This window comes from Steroidobacter flavus (assembly GCF_042651805.1).
GTDB classification, from domain to species: domain Bacteria; phylum Pseudomonadota; class Gammaproteobacteria; order Steroidobacterales; family Steroidobacteraceae; genus Steroidobacter; species Steroidobacter flavus.
Window position 1 is genome coordinate 326,729 of record NZ_JBHSDU010000001.1, and the last position, 21,017, is coordinate 347,745.

Genomic DNA, 21,017 nt, shown 5'->3' on the forward strand with positions numbered 1-21,017 from the left:
GGCTGCGCACTTCATGTCGTACCTGGCAGCGTGTTTCGTTCGAGCATCCAGCGTCGCTTGGCCAGGATCTCATCGGTCTTGCGATCGAGCGCGACCACCGCTTCATCGACGCTCTGCACTCTCTGCACGACCCGCTCACCGGTCAATCGCATCTCCTGGGCGATGCGCTCCCACTCCGGCACTTTCGGCGGCGAGCGCACTCGATCCAATTGCTCGAGAAAGGCTTTCGCATACGGCGACTCGACCAGCGCCGGCAGTTGCCACGCACTCCGTCGCGCCGGCATGTCGCCCGTGAGCTCATAAAACCGCTGCTGTGTTCCCGGCCTCGACAGATACTCCGCGAGCAACCACGCTTCCGGCTTCACTTGCGACTGCTTGAACACGACCAGACTGGAACCACCAGCACTCGACAGCCCCGGCCCCTCCGGCCCCGGCATCGTCGCGGTCATCCATTCGTTCTGCACCGCCGGCGGCAAGCGTTTCTTGAACTCCGCGATATTCCACGGCCCCGAGATGTAGAACGAAAAGAACCCTCGCCCAAACTCATCCCACACGTTCGAGATCTGCGTGTTGGTCATGCGTGGCGCCCAGCTGTGCTCGAACAGGCTGTTGTAGAACGTGAGCGCCTTCCGAAAATCCTCACCTCGAAAATTCCCGTAGCGCCCACCCTCGCGCAGCAGCTCCGCCGGCAGCTGCAGCGACAGCACCAGAAGCGGCTCGAATTCATTCAACGGCAGCAGCACCGAGTACCGGTCGGGCCCGACGAGTTGCTTGATCGCGGCCAGCATCTCGCTCCACTGCGGCCAGCTCTGCGGCGGCTCATCGAAGCCGGCTTGCTTCAGCAGGTCGCGACGGTAATAGAGCAAGCGCGTATCGACATACCAAGGGATGCCGAACAGCGTCTTGTCGATCCGGTTCGACGCGAGGATGCCCTCGAAGTAATCGTCGAGCTTCACTTCCTGGGAGCTTGAGACGTAGCTGTCGAGCGGTTCGAGCGCATCGAGCGCCGCGAACTCGGGAATCCACGTGTTGCCGAGCTGACACAGATCCGGCAACGTGTCGCCCGCATACGCGGTCAACAACTTCTCGTGCGCAACCGTGAACGGCATCTTCTGCACGTTCACGCTGATGTCGGGATGCTCTTGCTCGAAGCCACGAATGAGCTCGGCAGCAATATCTCCTTCCCGACCGGCGCCCCAGAACGTGATCTCTTTCTTGCCGGTCGAACGGCCGCAACCCGCGAGCGCGAGCGCCGCGCCCGAGAGCGTGGCGATCGCCTCACGACGATTCATCCCGGCGACGAACGGCGTCGATGCCATGACGGCTTTGTTATGAGCTGGGTTGTGACGGCGCGGGTACATCGAGCCAGCCGCCCGTGAAGCCTGCCCGCTGCAGCCCCCGGCGGATGTGCGGATTGGTCCGCATGATGCTCCAGATCAAGCCGCTGCGATAATTCTCGATCATGGCGACGATCGGGCCCTGGTCGATGCCCAGATAGTCATCCGCGATCCAGCCGATCCCTTCGACGATCCGGCCATGGCGCAGCGGCACGTCGGCGAACGTGAAACTCGGGTTCACCGAATCCAGGAACCCGTATTTCTGATACAGGTGTTCGCCGAAGCGCGCCCGGAATGCACGAATCGCCGGGATCGCGATCTCCGGCGCAAAGGCAATCGAGGCGACCGACGCGGTCGGCGCAATCGTGCCGTCGTCCAGAATGTGAATCGAGGCCGTGCTTCGGGCCGCGTAGGTGAAGAAGCCGCGCTCCTCGTTGTTATAGATCTGCACGGTGTCGGCAGGGCCGTCGCAGGCCGTGAGGCCCCAGATTTCGCTGTCGTAGCCCCGCCAGCGCATCGGGTTGGTTCGCGCGTACTCTCGCTGCGCATACGAAGCCCGACGGCTGTTCTCGAAATAGTCGTAGCCCTTCTCGCGATTCCACGCATCCATGATGCCGCGGAAGTCGATCCACACATGCGAGTACTGATGCCCGAACTGCGGCCCGAACGACAGGAATTCCTGGCCGTTAAACTTGCCGTACGAGTCCTTGTACGTGCTCATCCATTCAGTCCAGGCCTCGGGCTCGATGGCATGCGTCGGCGAGCCCAGCGCAAGGATGTACATCAACATGCCTTCGTTGTAGCCCCGCCAGTCGAAGCGTAGAAAGCCGCTCTCCGGACGCCAGCCGTGCGACAGCGTGGGCGGACGGTTTTGTGCCCACTGCCAATCGACGCGCGAATAGATTTTCTCCGCGAGCTCTCGAATCTCACGCTCAGAGCTGGTGTCCCGATCGAAGTAGCTTTGTGACAGCAGCACCCCGCCGAGCAACAGCGCGGTGTCGACGGTCGACAGCTCCGAGGTGCCGAAGCGCTGACCGTTGTGCATGTGAACGAAGTGATAGAAGAAGCCCTTGTAGCCGCCCATGCCGGTTTCATCCGGCCCTTGCGGCATGGACTCGAGGAATCGCAACGTACGCAACGTCCGCAATCGCGCTTGTGAGCGCGACACGAAGCCTCGCTCCGACCCGACCACATACGCGGTGAGCGCAAAGCCCACCGCCGCCGTGCTCGCGAACGACGGCGACGGGAAGCGATCGGGAGCGAGACCGTTTTGCTTGTTGGTCGTGTCCCAGAAGAAGCGGAAGGTGCGGCGCTGCAGATTGTTGATGACCGGATCGCCATCGCGCTCCGGATCGAATACGCGCGAGCGCTCCACCACCACTCCCGGCACCTTGGGTTTCGTCGGCTTCTGTTCGGCGGCGCCCGCGGCGCCTACGAACAGAGCCGCCGCGAGCAGCCAGACGAGCCGTGGCCAGGAGAAGGAGTCATGCAACCTCATCGTGTACGAATGCCATGGTGTTCCTGGTGGGAGACTCAGAAACTATACGACATCCCGACCTGGAAGCGGCGACCGGGTTCAATCAGCTGCGTCGGCTTGCCGAAGGCCTCGTTGGTCGCCCCGCCAAACGGGATGTTGCCATTGTACGAACGCGGATCGTAGTTCTCATAGTCGAACACGTTGAAGACCTCTCCGACCAGGCTCAAGGCCTGCGATTCGCCGAATTCGAAGCGCTTTTCCAGGCGGAAATCCAGGCTGCGATAGCCCCACGCGTCAGGCACGATGAACGAGTGCTTCTCCGGCCGGCCGGTGTAGTAACGATACTGGATCTCGCCAGGGCCCGTGCCTTGCGACTGATCCGTGATCGTGTAACCCGTGCCGGAGCCCAAGGTCAGCGTCGACGACAGCTTCATATCCCACGGCAGCGCCATGATGCCGGTCATGACGATGCGATGACGCTCGTCACCGCTGGTGGGATGGCGGGGGTAATCAGAGACCAACGGGTAGTCGAGACTGAATAGGTCGCCGCCCGTTTCTTCCGCCTCGCTGTAGGTGTAGGCGAGCGTCATACCCCACGGCGATGCTTCGCTGTACGCCTTTTCCAGGGTCACGTACACGCCGTTGTACCAGGTCTGCTTGGCATCGCTGGACACCAGGATGTTACCGAAGTTGCCGCTGACCGGCGCGCAGCAGCCTTCATCGGGCAGCGGGCCGTTCAAGCCATCGGGATTGCGATTGCCGAAGATGTATGTGAAGCCGTGACGACTGCGATTGCGCGCAAACGTGAGCGACGTGAGCCAGTCATCGCCGAGGCGCTGACGCACGCCGAGGCTCGCTTGAATGGTCTCGGGAATGCGGGTCTTGCTGTCGATCAGAAAGATTTCCGGGTTCGGCGCGACGCCCGACGCGATCAACTGCTGCAAGCCTGCGACGCTGAGATACGAATCGTTCCATACGATGGTCGGCTGGCCGTTGCGCGGCAGGCCGTCCTGCGAGAACTGGAACTTGCGCACGCCCCACTGCAAGCGGAAGCGCTCGTCGAGAATCTCGTTGTACAGCACGCGATCGAAGTAACGGCCCACGCCGCCGAAGATCACCGTGCGATTGTCGTCGAACATGTCGAACGAGAAGCCGAGGCGCGGCTGGAACAGATCGGTCGGGCTGTCGCGATCGTTGCCATCGGTGAAGTAACGGTCGGGCACGTACTGAGAGGCCGCCGCTCTGATCGCAGCCGGAGTCACATAGTCCTTGCCGAGCAGATCGGTGTCGTAGTCCCAGCGCACGCCGAGATTCAACGTCAGCTTGGACGTGACCGACCAGTCGTCCTGAATGTACAGACCGTACTGCGTGGTCTTGCCCGACAGGTCCGGATCGCCGGTGCCGTACTCCGCTTCCGCCGGGAACGCAAAGCCGCCCACGTCGGGACGGTAGCGGAAGATCGGATTGGAGACTTGGAACTTCTCGACATCGTAGTCGACCTTGCTGATGCGCAGGCCGGTCTTGACCGAGTGCCCGCCCATCCAGTCGAACTCGGTGAAGGTCAGATCGTCCTTGAACGTCCACACTTCCTGGCCGATGCTCTGTTTGGTCGCGCCGCCGCCAATACGGATGATGCCGACATACTCGCGCCCGATCAGATCGTAGTTGATCGGGGTCGGATGCCACTCGTACTTCATGTACAGCAGCGTCGCTTCGTTGGTGAAGCTCTCGGCATCGTAGGTGTGGCCGAACTTGATGGTGCGCACTTCGTTCTGGATGTCGTTTGCCGCCTCGTAGCTGTTCTGGCCTTCGAAGTCCTTGATGTCGGACTCATCGCGCAGACTGAACGACAGGTCCATCGTCTGGTTGTACGAGGGCTGGAAATCGAGCTTGCCGAAGAACAGATCTTCACGAAACGGCTGCACGAACGAGCCTTCATACTGACCGAAGATCGGCGCCGCCGCGGGATTGCCGAGTGTCACGCGCTCGGCGCGATCCTGATCGTTGCCTTCGTAGGCGACAAAGAAATGCAACTTGTCTTGAATGATGGGCCCGCCGAACGACAGGCCGTATTGCTTGCGCTCGTACTGTGCCTTCGGCTCGCCGGGACGCGCGAAGTCATCGCTCGCGACCAGGCTCTTGTCCTGGTAGTAGATGAAGGTGTCGCCATGAAACTCATTGGTGCCTGACTTCGTTTTAGCCGTGATGATGGCGCTCGACGCCTGCTCGTACTCGGCCTTGAAGTTCTGCGTGATCACGCGGAACTCCTGCACGGCGTTCTGTGGAAACGGATTGCCGCGACTGGAGTCCTGACCGACCACCCCGCCGTTGATCACTTGATTCTTGTAGCTGACGCCGTCGATATACACGTTCACGGCATTCGCGGTGAGCGCGCCGGCCTGGAACGTTTTCTCCGTGTCGCGATCGTTGATGCGCACGCCGGGCGCCAGCGCGGCGAAGTTCAGAAAGTTGCGATTGCCCTGGGGCAACGATTCGATCTGCTCGACGCTGATGTTGGTCGCGACCTCGGAGGTGCGCATATCGACCAGCCGCTCGGCCGTCACGACCACTTCATCGCTGACCGTGGCCGCCTCGGTCATGGCATTCAAATCCAGATCGATCACTTGACCGATCGACACGCGCACGGCCCGCGCGGTGGGTTGATAGCCTTCGCCTTGAATCTTGAGTTGATAGGTGCCGGGCACCAAGCCGATCAATGCGTAGGAGCCGTTGTCCTGCGTGATCGATTGTTTGGTGAAGCCGGTCTCCGCATTGGTCGCAATCACTTGCACGCCTGCGGGCACCGGGTTGCCATTTGCCAACACACGTCCGCGCACCACGGCGCTGGTCACTTGCGCTTCGACGACGCTCGGTGTGATTGCCGTGCCGACTGCGATCACAGTCAACCCTAGGGCCTGCAGAATCCCCCATCGCAACGTGTTCATGTGTCTGGTCCTTTTGTCAGCAATCTTCTGCTAACGAATCTGAGACAAAAGAGTTCCGACCTGTTGTCGGAGTACAACGGCGAGGAGAATCTTCAACCGAACTATTTTCAATCGAGCTGATCGCGTGCTCGCTCTCGTACCACCAGCAATATCACGCACGTGATCGCCAGGGCGAGCGCTGCATACGAAGAAACCGCAAGGGTGGTTCCGTAGCTTTGTAACAATGCGGTGGACATCATTGGCGCGATGCCACCGCCGACGATACCGGCCAATGTATACGCGAGCGATGCGCCGGCATATCGCACGCGAGTGGGAAATTGTTCAGCGATGAAGGCGGCCTGCGGGCCATACATCATCGCGTGCACGGTCAATGCGACGACGACCGCTAACACAATGAGCGCCGGCTGCTGGGTCTCGAGCAGCGGAAAGAACGCAAACATCCAGAGGAGGCCGAGCACGGCGCCCGCGCCATACACCACGCGTCGACCGTAACGATCCGACAATCCACCGAACAATGGAATACTGAATGCGTTGACGGCGCCACCGAGCGACAGTGCGCTCAATGCCAGTGTTCGTGACAGACCGAGCACCGTCGTCATGTAACTCAGCGAGAACGCGACCGACAGCGAGTACAACACATCGGGCCCGATACGCACGCCGCCCGCCACGACCAGGCTGCGCCAATGCCCTCGTATCACTTCACTGATCGGCGCCTGTGCTTTGGACTGTTGCCGCTCGATCTGCTTGAACAACGGCGTCTCATCCACGCCGATGCGAATCCAGAGACCAAACCCGACCAGCACGACGCTCGCGAAGAACGGCACGCGCCAGCCCCAGGCGATGAACTCTTCGGACGACAACAGCAACGTGATCAAGGCGATCGAGCCGGTCGCAAGCAACGTGCCGAGCGACGGGCCCATCTGCGCCCACGAAGCATTGCGGCCGCGACGCTGCGGATCGCCATGCTCGACACTCAACAACACTGCCCCTGCCCACTCGCCCCCTAGCGCCGCGCCCTGAACGAATCTCAGCAGGACGAGCAGGATGGGACTGGCGATGCCCGCGGTTGTATAGGTCGGCAACAGCCCCATCAGCGCGGTGGTCACGCCCATCAGCAAGAGCGTCGCCACGAGCACGAAACGTCGACCATACCGATCGCCGAGATGACCGAAGATCACTCCGCCCACAGGCCGCGACAAATAACCCACGGCGAAGGTCGAGAACGCGAGCAACGTGCCGGAGAGCGGATCGAACGAAGGAAAGAACAGCTTGTTGAAGACGAGCGCGGCCAGCATGTTGTAGACCGCGAAGTCGTAATACTCGAGCGTCGTGCCGACGATGCTCGCCGTCGCCAACCGGCCTGTTGCCGGCCGCTCAGCCAAAGCCGCCGCCTCCTGGCGTCTGAATCACGAACACGTCGTCTTTGTCGAGTTGCGCTGTGTGGGTGGCGCCGAAGTGCTCGACGCTGCCGTTCGCCCGTTCAATCCAGTTCTTACCGATCTGCGCGGGCTGACCGCCGTTCACGCCGAACGGCGCGACGATTCGATGATTCGCGAGCAGGTTGGCGGTCATCGGTTTCAGAAAACGTACGCGACGCTCGACGCCGTCGCCGCCTTTGTGGCTTCCTGCGCCGCCCGAGCCGCGTCGGATGCTGAACGCATCCAATCTCACGGGGAAGCGCCATTCGAGCACTTCGGGATCGGTGAGACGTGAGTTCGTCATATGCGTTTGAACTGCATCCGTACCGTCGAAGTCCGGGCCGGCGCCGGAGCCGCCCGCGATGGTTTCGTAGTACTGATGCTGTCCGTCGCCGAAGGTGAAGTTATTCATCGTGCCCTGGCTCGCGGCCAGCACTCCGAGCGCGCCATACAAACAATCGGTGACGACCTGCGACGTCTCGACGTTGCCTGCAACGACCGCCGCGGGTGCCTGCGGATTCAGCATCGAGCCCGGCGACACGACGATGTTCAGCGGCTTCAAGCAGCCGGCGTTCATCGGGATCTCGTCATCCACCAGCGTGCGGAACACGTACAACACGGCGGCCCGCGTGACTGACACGGGGGCGTTGAAGTTGTTCGGTTGTTGCGGGCTCGTGCCGGTGAAGTCGATGGTGGCTGAGCGGGATTTCGAGTCGATACGAATCGTCGCCTTCACGCTTGCGCCGTTGTCCATTGCGTAAGTGAACTCACCGTCGTGAAGTGCGTCGATGACTCTTCGCACCGCTTCCTCGGCGTTGTTCTGCACGTGCTGCATGTACGCTTGCACGACCGGCAAGCTGAAGTGCCGGACCATCGCTTCGAGCTCGGCGGCACCTTTCTGGCACGCTGCCACTTGCGCTCGCAGGTCGGCGAGGTTTTGCTCCACATTTCTCGCCGGGTATTTTCCTGCTGTGAGCAGCTTGCGCATCTCGGCTTCCAGGAATACGCCGTTCGCGACGAGTGGCACGTTGTCGAGCAGCACGCCCTCCTCTTCGATATGCGTTGAGTTCGCCGGCATCGAACCTGGCGTTGAGCCGCCGATGTCGGCGTGATGACCTCTTGCGGCCACGAAGAATGTTGGCTGCTTGGCATCGGCGATGAACACGGGCATTACAACGGTGACGTCAGGCAGGTGTGTGCCGCCGGCGTATGGCGCGTTCAGGACGAACACGTCACCTCTCCGCATCGTGGTCGCTCGGCGCCTCAGGATTTCCTGCACGGATTCGCCCATCGAGCCCAGGTGCACCGGCATGTGCGGGGCGTTCGCGATCAGATGACCGGCTTCGTCGAAGAGCGCGCAGGAGAAATCGAGGCGCTCTTTGATGTTCACGGAGGTGGCTGTGTTGGCAAGGGTCACGCCCATCTGCTCGGCGATGGCCATGAAGAGATTATTGAAGACCTCGAGCAGGACGGGATCGGCCTGCGTGCCGATCGCGTGCTCCCTTCGTAGGGGCTCTGTTCTTCGCAGGACCAGATGGTTTTGGGACGTGACCTCGGCTTGCCAGCCGGGCTCGATCACGATGGTCGTGTTACGTTCGCGGATGACCGCCGGACCCGGCAGCTTCGCGCCGGGTGAGAGTGAGGGGCGGTCGAAGAATGGTGTTGTTTGCCAGGCTTTATCGAAGTACACCGGCCGCGCATCAATCGGCGCCGGCAGCGCCGCGCCCATCCCCGTCGCCGTTGATCGAGATCCGCTCTGATGTGAGGCGCCGATCGCCTCAACGCTGATGGACTCGATCACCAGTGCGCGTCCGGACATCAAGAATCCGTATCGCTGCCGATATTCGTCATAGAAACGCTCAGCCAGCTGCGAACTCGGCGTCTGATTTGTTTCCTCAGCCACAGAGTTTATTTTTTCCCTCTGCCCTGGCTCGGAACGGAGTGATCCGCTCGCTGTCGCCGCAGATGCGCCGGGCGACAGCTGCAGTGTGCTATCCGTGCCGGCGTACTTGATTGCGAGCTTGCGCTCGACGCGAATGCGTTCGAGCGGCACGCCCTGCGTTAGCAGGGCTTCGCGGGCGGAGGTTTCCAATGTGGCGAAGGCGGGCTGCAAGCCGGTGAGCACATCGTCGCGTAACTCTGCTTCGACGGCCTGCTGTTTCATCGACGTCACATCCGCCAGCCCGATACCGTACGCGGACAACACACCCGCGAGCGGATGGATATAAACCGTCTGCATCCCAAGCGCGTCAGCAACCAAACAAGCATGCTGCCCGGCTGCACCGCCAAAGCACACCAGCGTGTACTCGGTAACATCGTGTCCCCGCTGAACGGAGATCTTCTTGATGGCGTTGGCCATGTTCTCGACCGCGACACGAATGCACCCGGCGGCGATGCTTTCCTCAGTATGAGCCGGCGCGCCCGCTACATCGCCAGACGCGCCGTCAACCGTCGCGCTTGATCCCTGCGTCGCGACTTGATCCCGCCCGAGCCGCCGCGCTAGCGACGTAGCGACTTGCGCCGCCAACGCGGCAAATTTCGCTTTAACGGCCGCGGCATCGAGCCTTTCATCGCCGCCCGGTCCGAACACCGCGGGGAAAAACTCCGGCTGGATCCGGCCAAGCAACACATTCGCATCTGTCACCGTCAGCGGCCCGCCGCGGCGGTAGGCGGCGGGGCCGGGGTCGGCGCCGGCGGACTCGGGTCCAACTCTCAAGCGAACGCCGTCGAACCGACAAATCGATCCTCCGCCCGCAGCGACCGTATGAATCTGCATGATAGGCGCCCGCAGCCGCACGCCTGCGACTTCTGTATCGAACGCACGCTCATATTCGCCGGCGTAATGAGCAACGTCCGTCGACGTCCCGCCCATATCGAAGCCGATGATCTTCGAGAATCCTGCCTCGTTCGCCGCGCGCACAGCGCCGACGATGCCGCCGGCGGGCCCGGACAAAATCGCATCTTTCCCTTGAAACTGATGCGCATCCGTCAGCCCACCCGACGACTGCATGAACTGCAATCGAACCCCAGGCAGCTGCGAAGCCACCTGCTCCACATATCGCCGCAACACCGGCGACAAATAAGCGTCAACAACCGTCGTATCACCGCGCGAGACCAGCTTCATCAGCGGACTGACCTCGTGCGACACAGACACTTGTGAGAATCCAATCCGCCGCGCCAACGCCCCAAGCAACCGTTCGTGCTCAGGAAATCGATAGCCGTGCATCAGCACGATCGCACAGCTTCTGATACCGAGAGCGAAGACAGCGCGCAGTGACTGCTCGGCAGCCGCGAGATCCAACGAACGAACGACGCTACCATCGGCAGCGACACGCTCGTCGATCTCCACCACCTCTTCATACAACAGCGACGGCAACTCAATGTGCCGAACGAACAGCTTGGGACGATGTTGATAAGCGATGCGCAACGCATCGGCAAAGCCGCGGGTAACGAGCAAGACGGTGCGATCGCCTTTGCGCTCCAACAGCGCATTGGTCGCCACCGTCGTCCCCATCTTCACGGCATCGATGCGCTCCGAAGGAATCGGCGCATCGGCAGCGAGTTGCAGTAACTCGCGAATTCCCTGAACCGCGGCGTCCCGATAACGCTGCGGGTTTTCGGAGAGCAGCTTGAGAGTAAGCAGCTCGCCGTCGGGACGGCGGCCGATCACATCCGTGAACGTGCCGCCGCGATCGATCCAGAACTGCCATCGGCCGGCATCCCGGCCGTCATGCCCGCGTTCCTTCGCGGCGCTCACCTTATTTCTTGCTGAGCTGCCGTGACACGGTCTCGGCCTGGGCCAGAGCACGCAGCACGTTCTCGCCGGCGAGCAGCGTCAGGTCCTCATCGCTCCACCCGCGGCGGATCAGCTCGGCAAACAAATTGGGATAGCTGGACACGTCTTCGAGTCCGACCGGCCAGTCCGAATTGCCATCGAAGTCGCCGCCGAGGCCGATGTGCTTCACGCCGGCCACTTTGCGGATGTGCTCGATGTGATCGGCCACCTTGGCGATGCTGGTCTTGGGCAGCTTCAGCTTGCCCATGACTTCGTCAGAAATTTTCTCGGCCTCTTCCACCGACTTGCCCTGGCTGCGGCGACCGATCTCGGCCATCGCGGGCACCTGCAACTTGGCGACTTCCGGATCGATGAAGCCGGCGACGAACGTCACCATCACCACGCCGCCATTCGCCGGCAGACGCTTCAGGATGGTATCGGGCACGTTACGCGGCACATCGCACAGAGCGCGAGCCGACGAGTGCGAAAAGATCACCGGCGCCTTCGACACGCGCAGCGCGTCGTCCATCGTTGCATCGGACACGTGCGCCAGATCGACCAGCATGCCGATCTTGTTCATCTCGAGCACGACTTCCTCACCGAACTTGGTGAGACCGCCATGTTCCGGCGGCTTGGCGGCCGAGTCCGCCCAGTCCAGATTCACATTGTGAGTGAGCGTCATGTAACGCACGCCGAGATCGTAATAAGCGCGCAAGGCACCCAACGAGTTCTCGATGGCATGACCGCCTTCCATGCCCATCAGCGACGCGATGCGCCCCTGACTATGGGCAGTGCGAATGTCCGCGACGGTCGTGGCGAACTGAAATTTCGGATAGCTCGCGATCACCTGGCGAGCAATGTCGATCTGCTCGAGCTGCGTGCGGGCATAGCCCGTGCCGATCTCGCCAGGAATATAGACCGACCAGAACTGGGCGCCGATGCCGCCCTTCTCCATCCGCTTGATGTCGGTCTGGAACGGCACCTTACCGTTCAGGTCGAAGGCGGCGACGTCGCTGGGATGGTTCTTGTCGGTGCGGATGGCCCACGGCAGATCGTTGTGGCCGTCGACCAGGATCACTTTCTTGAGCAGCTCACGTGCGTGAACGAGGGCTTTGTCCTCGTCGGCATGAGCCGGGCTCAGCGCCGCAAATGTCACCAAACCACAAGCGGCCAGCAAGGCCCGTCGCAGTATCGTCATCATGTCCCCTAATTGTTGTGGGCTAAGCGAATTCCACTTGCGCCGGCTTGAGCGGCGCGGGTGTCTCACTCTCCGTTGCGGGCAACTGCACCTTCACGCAATTGCGACCCGCGCGTTTGGCGTCATACAACGCCGCGTCCGCCCGTTGCAACATGGTGCTGGGCGTATCGCCGGTCGGCTTCGACATCGTGACCCCGATGCTGACCGTAATGCGACGATCATTCAGCCATCGTCGTGTATCGATACTCATCACGCCTTCCCGGAAGCGCTCGGCCAGGCGATTGGCCCGGTCGAAGTCCGCGCCCGGAATCACCACCACGAACTCTTCGCCACCGAGGCGACCGATGAACGCCGGCTCGTGCACGTCCTCGCACAACTCCCGCGCCACCGACTTCAGCGCCTCATCGCCCTCAGCATGGCCATGCTGATCGTTGATGCTCTTGAAGTGGTCGATGTCGATGATGAGCATCGCACAGCTGGGCGGATTTGGCTGTTGCAATAGTGGCGCGAGTCGCGACAGCACGGCGCGACGATTCGGCACCCCGGTCAGCTCGTCCGTCATCGCCAGCGTGCGCATGCGACGGGTCGAGCGCCATTGATGCCAGGCCAATGTTGCCAGCAACAGGGCCAGGATGACTGTCAAAAAGATCACCGCTCTTTGCAGATTGCGTGCGCGCTGGCCTTGCGCCAGGGCCAGCTGATTGGCGGTGTTCTCACGCAGCAGCAAGGCGTTCTCTTTTTCCTTGGCCGCGGTATCGAACTCCACCTTCAAAGTCGCGAAGCGCTGATCGACCTGATTGCGAAACATGCGCTCGGACGTTTCCTGGGCGTTCACCAAGTGCGCATAGCCTTCACGCCAGTTGCCCATGTCGGAGAGAACCGCCGCCAGCTCGCCATAGGTGGCGCGCAGCTCGCTGAGCGAATCGGCCTGACGAAACACGTCGAGCGCCGACTGCAACGCTTCGAGGCTCGCGGGCAGTTGCCGCAGCCGATGCAGAGCGACGCCACGCGCCAGCTGGATTTGCGCGTTGAGACGCGCATCCGGGGTCTGGCGTTGCAAGGCCATCGCTTGTTCGAGCGTTTGCAAAGCGCCTTGCGGATCACCCTTGGCGTTCTTGACTGCCGCCAAACCTCGCAGCGCATATGCTTCACCGCGCGGATAATTCAGCTGACGACTGATCTCGTACGATTCTTGAAACGCCGCTTGCGACGCGTCCCACTCGCGCAGGTTCTCGTGCACCCGGCCGAGGTTGTGCAAGGTCACGCTCTGCTCGCGGTACATGCCAGCGTCGCGCTGAACCTTGAGCGCCTGATCGTACATATGTCCCGCCTGGGAGAAATCCCCCATGCGATTGTAGAGAATGGCAATGCCATTCATCGCTGTAAGCGCGTGGTCCGGCAGGTTGAGATCTTCGTAGAGCGCCTGACCGCGCTTGAGATCGGCGAGCCCCATGGCGTACTGACCTTGCAGGCCCAGCAGATAGCCGCGAGCGAACAGCGCCGCCGCCAGCATCTCGTCATCATGGGCGCGGGTCGCGACGGCCACCGCCTGCTCATATTTCTCGCGCGCCCGGGCATTCTCGCTCGCGGTCTCGAGAATGGTGCCTTCGCAATCGAGCACGCCCGCTTCCAGACCCCGGCGGGTCGCCTGCGGCAGCAACGCGCGAGCCTTGGCCACTTCGGCTTCGGCCGCCGCCTTGTCGCGTTCGGAAAGGTGGTCACAGAGCAGCAGTCGAGCCCGGATTTCGAGGTCTGCGTTGGGCTGGCCGACCAGAATTTTCAGCGCGGCTTCCGCATCCCGGACGCTGTCTTCGGGGCTGCTACGAACCGCAGCGGCCGCCCGATCGATGTAGCTCTGCGCGGGATGCGCTGTTTTCGACTCCGTTTCTGCCGGGCGCGACTCGGCCGCCCGCGCCGTCCCTGCCACAGTCATAAAGGCAGCGGCCAATAACAGGCACGCCGTTCGGGTGAGAGTGAGGAGTCGCAAGCCTGAGAATTCGTCGAATAGTCTGTGAGGCGAGCTGCGATGGTATCGGCTTCCCCGCCCCGCCACCACCTTCACCCTCACAGGGGTGCAAATAAAAAGCCCGTGCGCCGGATCGGGGCGCACGGGCTGGCAGGATTAAGTCACTCCGGTGGCTATAGGCCCAGGCCGATGCGCTGGCCCGAGCCCGGCGGCACGCAGGTATATGTCACCTCCTGCCCGGTCGTCGCCGCCAACGCCCGCAAGGCCGCGTCGGTGCGACGGGTCCCGTTGGCGGCCACGAAGTCGCCCGCCGCCGCATCCAGCAGATAGCCGGTCAAGCTGCCACCGACGGCCACCTTGGCCACCAGGTCGCACTCCCGGGTCGAGCCGCCCAGCTCCTTCGACACGAAGCTCGTCTTGGCTCGCGCGATCAACAGATTGATACGCGGGTTCACGGCGCTGGCATTGCCGTTCGTAAGCGTGACCTGTTGCCCGACGATGGGCGCGAGGTCGCTGTCGAACGCCAGCATGAACTGCACCACGTCGCGACGGGTCGCATCCGGATTGATGATGGGGAAGCCCGCGTTCAACTGCGGGTTGAACACCACCGCCGTGAAGAATCGGAACAACGTGTCGACCGAGCCGTCGTTGACGAAGCCGAAGCCTCGGATTTGATCGCCCATGGCGCCGGTATCCGCCGCACCGAAGAAGTTCACTTTCGGTGCGCCGAACATGCCGACCTTTGCATACATGTTCCGTAAGTGCGGGATCTTCACGATCTGCGTGATGCCTTCGAAGCTCGCCGAGCCGCCGGTGCCAAAGTAGCCCTGCGACGGATCGAGACGATGGCACCCTTCGCAATTGAACGCGGTGTCGCCCGGGATGATGCCGCCCAGAATTGGAATCTCGATACCGTCCGACGGACGCGTGCCGGTGTAGAAGTTCTTGCCGCGGGTCTGCGCGGCATTGAGCGAGTTATCGAGCGCCCGCACCGGATTCGGCGGCGGCAGCACCTTCAACTGGAAGTTGGTGAAGCGCTGCATGTCTGCATCGCTGGGCATGCCATCACGCCCCATCAATCCTTCGAAGGCCACGATGAAGTTATTGAAGGACAGATTGGCGTCGAGCGGATCGCTGCCGAAATGCCCCGTCGCCCGATCGCCCCGCCAGTGCATCGCGCCTGAATTGCGCAGGCCGCGCAGCGTCTGTGTCGTCATCGGACCTTTCATCGGATGGAATTCTTCGACATCGTCGCTGCCGTTGATGGGCGTGCGCACACCGAACAGCGTCTTGCCGATGGCGATTTCCAGAGCGCTGGTCAGGTTCTTCGGCAATGGATTGTGAGTCACGACATCGTCGGGATTACCCAGATCCCACGCGATATCGTCCATGTCGCCAAAGATATGACAGCTGGCGCACGACGCCTCACCATTCGCGGACAGCGTGGTTGCGTCGTACAGCATCGGTCGGCCTTGCACGATCGCTGCGGGCTCGGGGTTCGGCAATGTCACGGCCGCGACCTGCGCTTTCGTCGCCGTGTCGATGACTTTCACCGAGTTGTCGAAGCGCGTCGTTACATACAAGCGCCCTCTTGTTTCATCCAACACCAGGCCGCTCGGGCCGCCGCCGCTCACACTGATGTAGTTGGCACTGGCCGTGCGCGGGTTGAACGTATCCGCCTCGAGCGCAGCGGTATTGAAAACACCGATCCGGCTGGAGCCGAACGCCGCGACGTAGAGCGTCTGGCCATTGCTGGTCACCGCCATGTCGAGCGGCGTCGACAAGCTATGATTGCGTGCGGTGGGATCGAAGCCCGACTCGTTGGCGAGCTTGGTGTAATCCAGATGCTTGTTCAGGTGCCTCGGAGTCACCGTCGAACCCGAGATCACGGTGATGCGCGTCTCGGCCAGGTGACCTTGCACGGTCGAGCCGCCGAACTGTCCGGGTCCTTCGAAGCGCGTGAGATTGAACGCCTCCGTGTTGGATACATACAGCTTGCCGGTCGCCGGATTGGTGACCATGTTGAACAGCGTCGTGCCGACGTGCGCAAAGCTCGCCGTCTGTGCGAGCGTCGTGGCGTTCACCGCGAACACGTCCAGATCCGGCAAGCGGAATCGCACGGCGTTGTTCCAATTGCGGCCGAGCTCGTCTTCCCAGCGGCTGGTCGTGTTATTGAATTTCACAATCAGGCCGGTCTCGGGCGCCCGCTTGCCTTCGAAGTTCGTGCCCGGGCCGGGGTTGCCGCCCGGCATGATCGACAGGTTATCGACCAGGCACGGCGTGTTGGGCTTGAAGCCGTCGCACACCATGGGCTCCAGCACCGTAGTGGTTTGATTGCCCGACTTGAACGCGGCCACATACACCGTGCTTTTATCCGGGCTCACCGCCAGAGCGCGCGGCGTATCGCTGAAGAAATTCAGGATTCGGACCGGCGTGCCGCCGACGGTGTTGCCCAGGCTGGAAGGATCGAACACCCACACGTCATTACGACCGATGCTAGGCGTGATCAACTGAGGATCGCCCGCGCCCGGCACGCTGCTGATGGATGCATCGGTCCGCTGCTGTCCACGATGCGCGGTCGTGATGAATGCCCTCACAGGCGAGCCTGCGAACACGATATCACGGGGCTCATCGCCGACCAGCAGCGTCCGTGTAACTCTGGGAGTGCCACTCAGCGTGACCACACTGATGCTGTCGGAAAGATGATTGACGACCCAGACTTCCGCGTCGTTCCGGGCCGCGACCGCCACCGGCTCCAGGCCCACCGGCACCCGGGCTCGCAAAGCCAGCCCGGTCAATGTGATGTCGAAGACCTCGAGCGTGTTGTCGGGTGTGTTGGTGACGAACAGTCGAGTGCGATCGGGCGACATGGCGATCGGTCGCACGTGCCCCGACTCGAACCCGACGAAGTTAGGCGCTTGCGCGAGCGCCCCGAAGCTTATGAAAAGTGTTGCGCAGAACAGAACGACTCGTGCATACGCACGCTCCCTCACGGTCGGCCCGTGATGGGAGCACATGGCTTTGCTGCACATGGCTGGTGACTCCCCCTGGATGGCGTCGTGATGTGATCGACCGCTGCGGTTCAGCGGATGACGCGGATGCTAGGCAGCTGCATAATCGACGCGCCCCCTTCGATCGGAGGGGCGGCGTCGATGTTTTCCGGCCAATATTTCATTGGCTCATCATTAGAAACGGATCGTTCGGGGGAGCGCGTGGCACACCAGCTCACCAGCAGCGGCAAGGATCGGGCCGAGCGCCTGGCGCTTCGTTCAGCGTCACCCGCCGTCAGCGACATCGGTCCGCACTACCTCATTCACAGCAAGTTGAAGCCGCCCCAATCCGCGACAACTTGCCTCGAGCGTGGCACCTTGCTCGCGCGCCTCGATGCCGCCGCCAAACAAAAGCTGACGCTGCTCGCCGCGCCGATCGGGTCGGGCAAGACAACGCTGCTGGCGCAGTGGCATGAACGCTCGTCGGCCACACAATCTGTGGCGTGGCTGTCGCTGGATGAGCAGGACAACGAGCCGGTGCGGTTCTTTTCTTATCTGATCGCCACGGTCCGATCTGTGTGTCCGGCATTCGATGCGTATCTTCCTCATCAACGGCGCGAAGACGCCTCCCTCGACGCCGCCATTGCGGTCGTCATCGCGAGCCTCGCACGGCTGAACTCTCCTCTCTGTATCGTCCTGGACGATTTACAACTGCTGAGCACGCCGGTGCTGGTGCGCGCCATCGATGCGCTTCTCTTACAGTCGCCGGCTGGGATTCGATGGATTTTGTCCGGTCGCGGCTTGCCGTCTCTGCACATGAGCCAGCTGCGATTGAACGATCAGCTCCTGACCCTGGCTCCCGTCGATCTCAACTTCGATCCGGCTTCCATCGTGCAGTTGGGCGAGCTGCTTTGCCACCGGACGCTGACGAGTGACGAGGTGAATGGCATCTGGCGCAGCACCGAGGGTTGGGTGGCTGGCGTCAAACTCGCCTTGCTCGCCGCCGCCGAGTCGCGCGATGGCATTGGCGATTTCAACGGCTCTCACTACGAGGTCGCTCGCTATCTCGGCACCTCAGTGCTGCAAGAACAGGCTCCGCATCTGCGAGAGTTCTTGATCGCCAGCAGCGTCGTGGACCGGATGACCGCTGAGCTTTGCAATGCCTTGATCGGTGCCGCGCACAGCCAATCGTTGCTCGAGCAGTTGGAGCGGTCGCAACTGTTCATTCAACCGCTCGATAGCCACGGCCACTGGTACAGATATCACACGCTGTTTCTGGATTTTTTACGCAGCCACTTACGGCACGACACTGCTCGATTGTCGTTACTAAATGAGCGCGCGAGCCGTTGGTATGCGGAACATCAACTGTACGACGAGGCGCTTCATCATGCCTTCGCCGCGACCAACGAAGAATGGCGCCTGGAGTTGCTGGAACGGTGCACGACCAACTGGCTTCGCGCCGGTGAAACCATCGCGGTGATTCATTGGGCCAGCAAGCTGCCTCACAACGTGATTCTCGGCCATGCGGGCATCTGCAGGGTTTATATCGCGAGCTTGATTCTCTCTCGACGGTTCAACGAGGCGGCGGCGACGCTGCGAGAAGTCGAGGCGAACGTCAGCACCGAGCGCGCACTCGGGTCTGCACATCTTCGTTTGTTGCACGCCATGCTCACTGTGCTCGCTGACAGCAGCGGGCAAATTGGCATCTCCTCTCCAGAGGCGCTGCGAGATCGCGGCGCCGACAGCTTTCTCATCGGCACGTTGCTGACGCTGCAGGCGTACACCATGCTCCGCCTTTCCCAATTCGATAAGGCGTGGCGCCTCGCCATGCGGGCGCGCGACACGTTCGACTCGATCAGCTTGTACAGCCTGGGCTATGCCGAAGTGGTCGCGTCGCTGGCCGATCGCGCCCAGGGCGACATGAAAGCCGCCGCCGATCGATGCGAACGCATGTTTGCCATGGTCCGCGGCGGCCATCGCACGCCCGCGTGGGTGAATGCAGCGAATGCCCTCGCTTATATGCGCTATGAGGAGAATCGACTCGACGAGGCTGAGGCGCTTTGCACGGAAGTGTTGCCGCTGCTGTGTGTCCAATCCACCGTCGAGAACGTCTCCACGGCGTATGTGACGCTGTCGCGGGTCAAAGCGATCAACGGCCGGCACTACGAGGCGTTTCAGCTGCTCGACTACTTGCATAGCATGCTCGAGAGCGGCTCGCATGCACGCTTTCTGGCTCAGGTGTGTGCGGAGAAGATTCGGCTCCTGTTGTCCCAGGATAATCTGCAGCGAGCGCGAGCCGTGGCCCTGGAGTTTGGCTTGCAACGACGGGCACGGTCAGGTGAGTGGCGCCGTTCTCGCACTTACGATGAAGCATGGGAGCGCTTCGGCTCCGGTTACGCGGCGCTGCTCATCAAACAACGCCAATACGACGAGGCTCGCGCCATTCTGCTCGTGTTACGAGATAGTGCTCACGAAGTCGGGTTTGTATATCGCGAGGCCCCACTCGAAGCCGCGTTGGCCTGTTGCTATTGGCACTCCGGCGACATCGAATCCGCCTTCGATTCCTTGAACCGCGGCTTCGCCCTAACCCGCGGCCACGGCTTCACCCGCGGCGTCTTCGACGAAGCCCCCTCCATGATCCAAGTCATCTCCGCCGCCCTCACCACCGGCCGCCTCCACTCTCCTCTACCCGCGCACTACTTCGGCAAATTCGAGAACGTCTTCTCCCAAGCCGTGCCCGTGTCCGCACCTTCACCTCGCAAGCCTGCGTTGCCTCTGGAGCCGTTGACTGAGCGGGAGATCGATATGCTTCGGCTACTGGCATTGGGCTTGAGCAATCACGAGATCAGCGCGCGATCGCAGATCGCACTGTCCACGGCGAAGTGGCATTTGAAGAATGTGTTCGCGAAACTGGATGTGAGTACGCGGACGGGGGCGATTGCGCGGGCGCGGGAGATGAGGTTGATTGAGTAACTACTAGGATGGCAGCGCTGCTAACGACGATCTTCCCAACTATCGGCGAGATCAAATCTATCGCACTGACCGTCACGCAAGTAGACCAGAACACTCAACCATGGAGCTTGGGCTCGGCCCCACGAATCACCAACTCGAAAGCTGGCTCCACTACGTACGCAGGTTTTTTGCAGACACGACGTCCGCCGCAGTCGCACGCAACAGCCGCTCCTCACGCTTCTTCGCACCAGGTTCGCTACTCTCCAACCGGTATTTCCCACCTTGGCCCCTATCGCCCAGATCTAGTCTGGGTCGCGAAGCGTGCGACAGCACGCCGTCCAGTGCGCATACTTTCTGAGCGTCCATGTTCCAATGCCCGCCCGAAGCGCCGTCTCAGGGGATGGGGGGCTGATCGGGCACGCACGCGGTGCTGCGCACGGCACGAAGTGCAGCGAACGGGTCAACCGCTTGGATGCACGATCAGTTGAACCACTTCCAGCACCCGCGTCTTCGCGAGCGCCGACAGACTTATTCCACTACGCCCACCGAAGCTGCCGACGTATCAACGCTCCACTGCCGCAGCCCGGCGCGTTGCTTGCGTTGCCAGCGTAAGCCGCAGGGCCAAGCGGGCTGCGCAGAGCGCCGGCGGCGCGCAACTCAAGCAAGCGGCGACGGGCGGCGACGAGACCACTGCATTCCAGCTACTCGTCGCGATTGATTTTTTCCATCTCGCCTCGGACGTGCGAAAGAACCGCCAATAGATCCTCCAGACTGAAGCGCATGTCCACTTGCGCCCCCAGCAGTCGAGGATTGAGATCGAATTCAAGTTCAATCTCGCCTCTTTCTTTGTTCGCTTGGAACAGCCGCTGCCCCCTGAACGAGACTTCAATGGCTAAAAGCTCGTATCGTGGATCACTGACATACTCCATTGTGAAATCTGTGGGCATCATGGTCTGGAC

General features: G+C 61.8%; 10 protein-coding genes. 1 reads left to right on the forward strand and 9 read right to left on the reverse strand.

The features are described 5' to 3' along the window. Positions 1–11 precede the first annotated feature (11 nt). The 8 genes from ACFPN2_RS01415 to ACFPN2_RS01450 all read right to left on the reverse strand — a co-directional run bounded on the left by ACFPN2_RS01415 (position 12) and on the right by ACFPN2_RS01450 (position 17,133). Positions 12–1,319 (reverse strand): sugar ABC transporter substrate-binding protein, encoded by a 1,308-nt coding sequence (locus tag ACFPN2_RS01415; RefSeq protein WP_380594231.1) that lies wholly within the window; start codon positions 1,317–1,319, stop codon positions 12–14. A 10-nt stretch (positions 1,320–1,329) separates the two neighbouring features. Next, positions 1,330–2,835 carry a glucoamylase family protein gene (locus ACFPN2_RS01420; RefSeq protein ID WP_380594233.1) on the reverse strand — a complete coding sequence of 502 codons (1,506 nt, stop codon included), beginning with the start codon at positions 2,833–2,835 and terminating at the stop codon, positions 1,330–1,332. Positions 2,836–2,870: 35 nt separating this feature from the next. Then, positions 2,871–5,759: a TonB-dependent receptor gene (locus ACFPN2_RS01425; RefSeq protein WP_380594235.1), complete on the reverse strand. Its 2,889-nt coding sequence runs from the start codon at positions 5,757–5,759 to the stop codon at positions 2,871–2,873. Between the two features lie 107 nt (positions 5,760–5,866). Next, a complete protein-coding gene (locus ACFPN2_RS01430) occupies positions 5,867–7,141 on the reverse strand; it encodes an MFS transporter (RefSeq protein ID WP_380594237.1) in 1,275 nt (424 codons plus the stop codon). Next, a complete protein-coding gene (locus tag ACFPN2_RS01435; RefSeq protein WP_380594239.1) occupies positions 7,134–10,934 on the reverse strand; it encodes a hydantoinase B/oxoprolinase family protein in 3,801 nt (1,266 codons plus the stop codon). The genes ACFPN2_RS01430 and ACFPN2_RS01435 overlap by 8 nt, the downstream gene beginning before the upstream one ends. A gap of 1 nt (position 10,935) precedes the next feature. Then, positions 10,936–12,153, reverse strand: a complete 1,218-nt coding sequence (locus ACFPN2_RS01440) for a dipeptidase (RefSeq protein ID WP_380594241.1) — start codon at positions 12,151–12,153, stop codon at positions 10,936–10,938. Between the two features lie 19 nt (positions 12,154–12,172). Then, positions 12,173–14,083, reverse strand: coding sequence for a diguanylate cyclase (locus ACFPN2_RS01445; RefSeq protein ID WP_380594243.1), 1,911 nt, complete (start codon positions 14,081–14,083; stop codon positions 12,173–12,175). A 206-nt stretch (positions 14,084–14,289) separates the two neighbouring features. Continuing rightward, positions 14,290–17,133: a YncE family protein gene (locus ACFPN2_RS01450; protein ID WP_380595278.1), complete on the reverse strand. Its 2,844-nt coding sequence runs from the start codon at positions 17,131–17,133 to the stop codon at positions 14,290–14,292. 195 nt (positions 17,134–17,328) lie between these two features. Here ACFPN2_RS01450 and ACFPN2_RS01455 point away from each other — a divergent pair, with 195 nt between their 5' ends. Continuing rightward, positions 17,329–20,079 carry a winged helix-turn-helix domain-containing protein gene (locus ACFPN2_RS01455; RefSeq protein ID WP_380594245.1) on the forward strand — a complete coding sequence of 917 codons (2,751 nt, stop codon included), beginning with the start codon at positions 17,329–17,331 and terminating at the stop codon, positions 20,077–20,079. Positions 20,080–20,759: 680 nt separating this feature from the next. Here ACFPN2_RS01455 and ACFPN2_RS01460 read toward each other — a convergent pair. Then, complete coding sequence (locus ACFPN2_RS01460) at positions 20,760–21,008, reverse strand: hypothetical protein (RefSeq protein WP_380594247.1); 249 nt, start codon at positions 21,006–21,008, stop codon at positions 20,760–20,762. Positions 21,009–21,017: the final 9 nt, after the last annotated feature.

Bases quoted from the DNA above. Each gene is read 5' to 3' on its own strand.
- ACFPN2_RS01415 (WP_380594231.1), bottom strand. From the start codon at position 1,319: ATGGCATCGACGCCGTTCGTCGCCGGGATGAATCGTCGTGAGGCGATC.
- ACFPN2_RS01420 (WP_380594233.1), bottom strand. From the start codon at position 2,835: ATGAGGTTGCATGACTCCTTCTCCTGGCCACGGCTCGTCTGGCTGCTC.
- ACFPN2_RS01425 (WP_380594235.1), bottom strand. From the start codon at position 5,759: ATGAACACGTTGCGATGGGGGATTCTGCAGGCCCTAGGGTTGACTGTG.
- ACFPN2_RS01440 (WP_380594241.1), bottom strand. From the start codon at position 12,153: ATGATGACGATACTGCGACGGGCCTTGCTGGCCGCTTGTGGTTTGGTG.
- ACFPN2_RS01445 (WP_380594243.1), bottom strand. From the start codon at position 14,083: ATGACTGTGGCAGGGACGGCGCGGGCGGCCGAGTCGCGCCCGGCAGAA.
- ACFPN2_RS01450 (WP_380595278.1), bottom strand. From the start codon at position 17,133: ATGTGCTCCCATCACGGGCCGACCGTGAGGGAGCGTGCGTATGCACGA.
- ACFPN2_RS01460 (WP_380594247.1), bottom strand. From the start codon at position 21,008: ATGATGCCCACAGATTTCACAATGGAGTATGTCAGTGATCCACGATAC.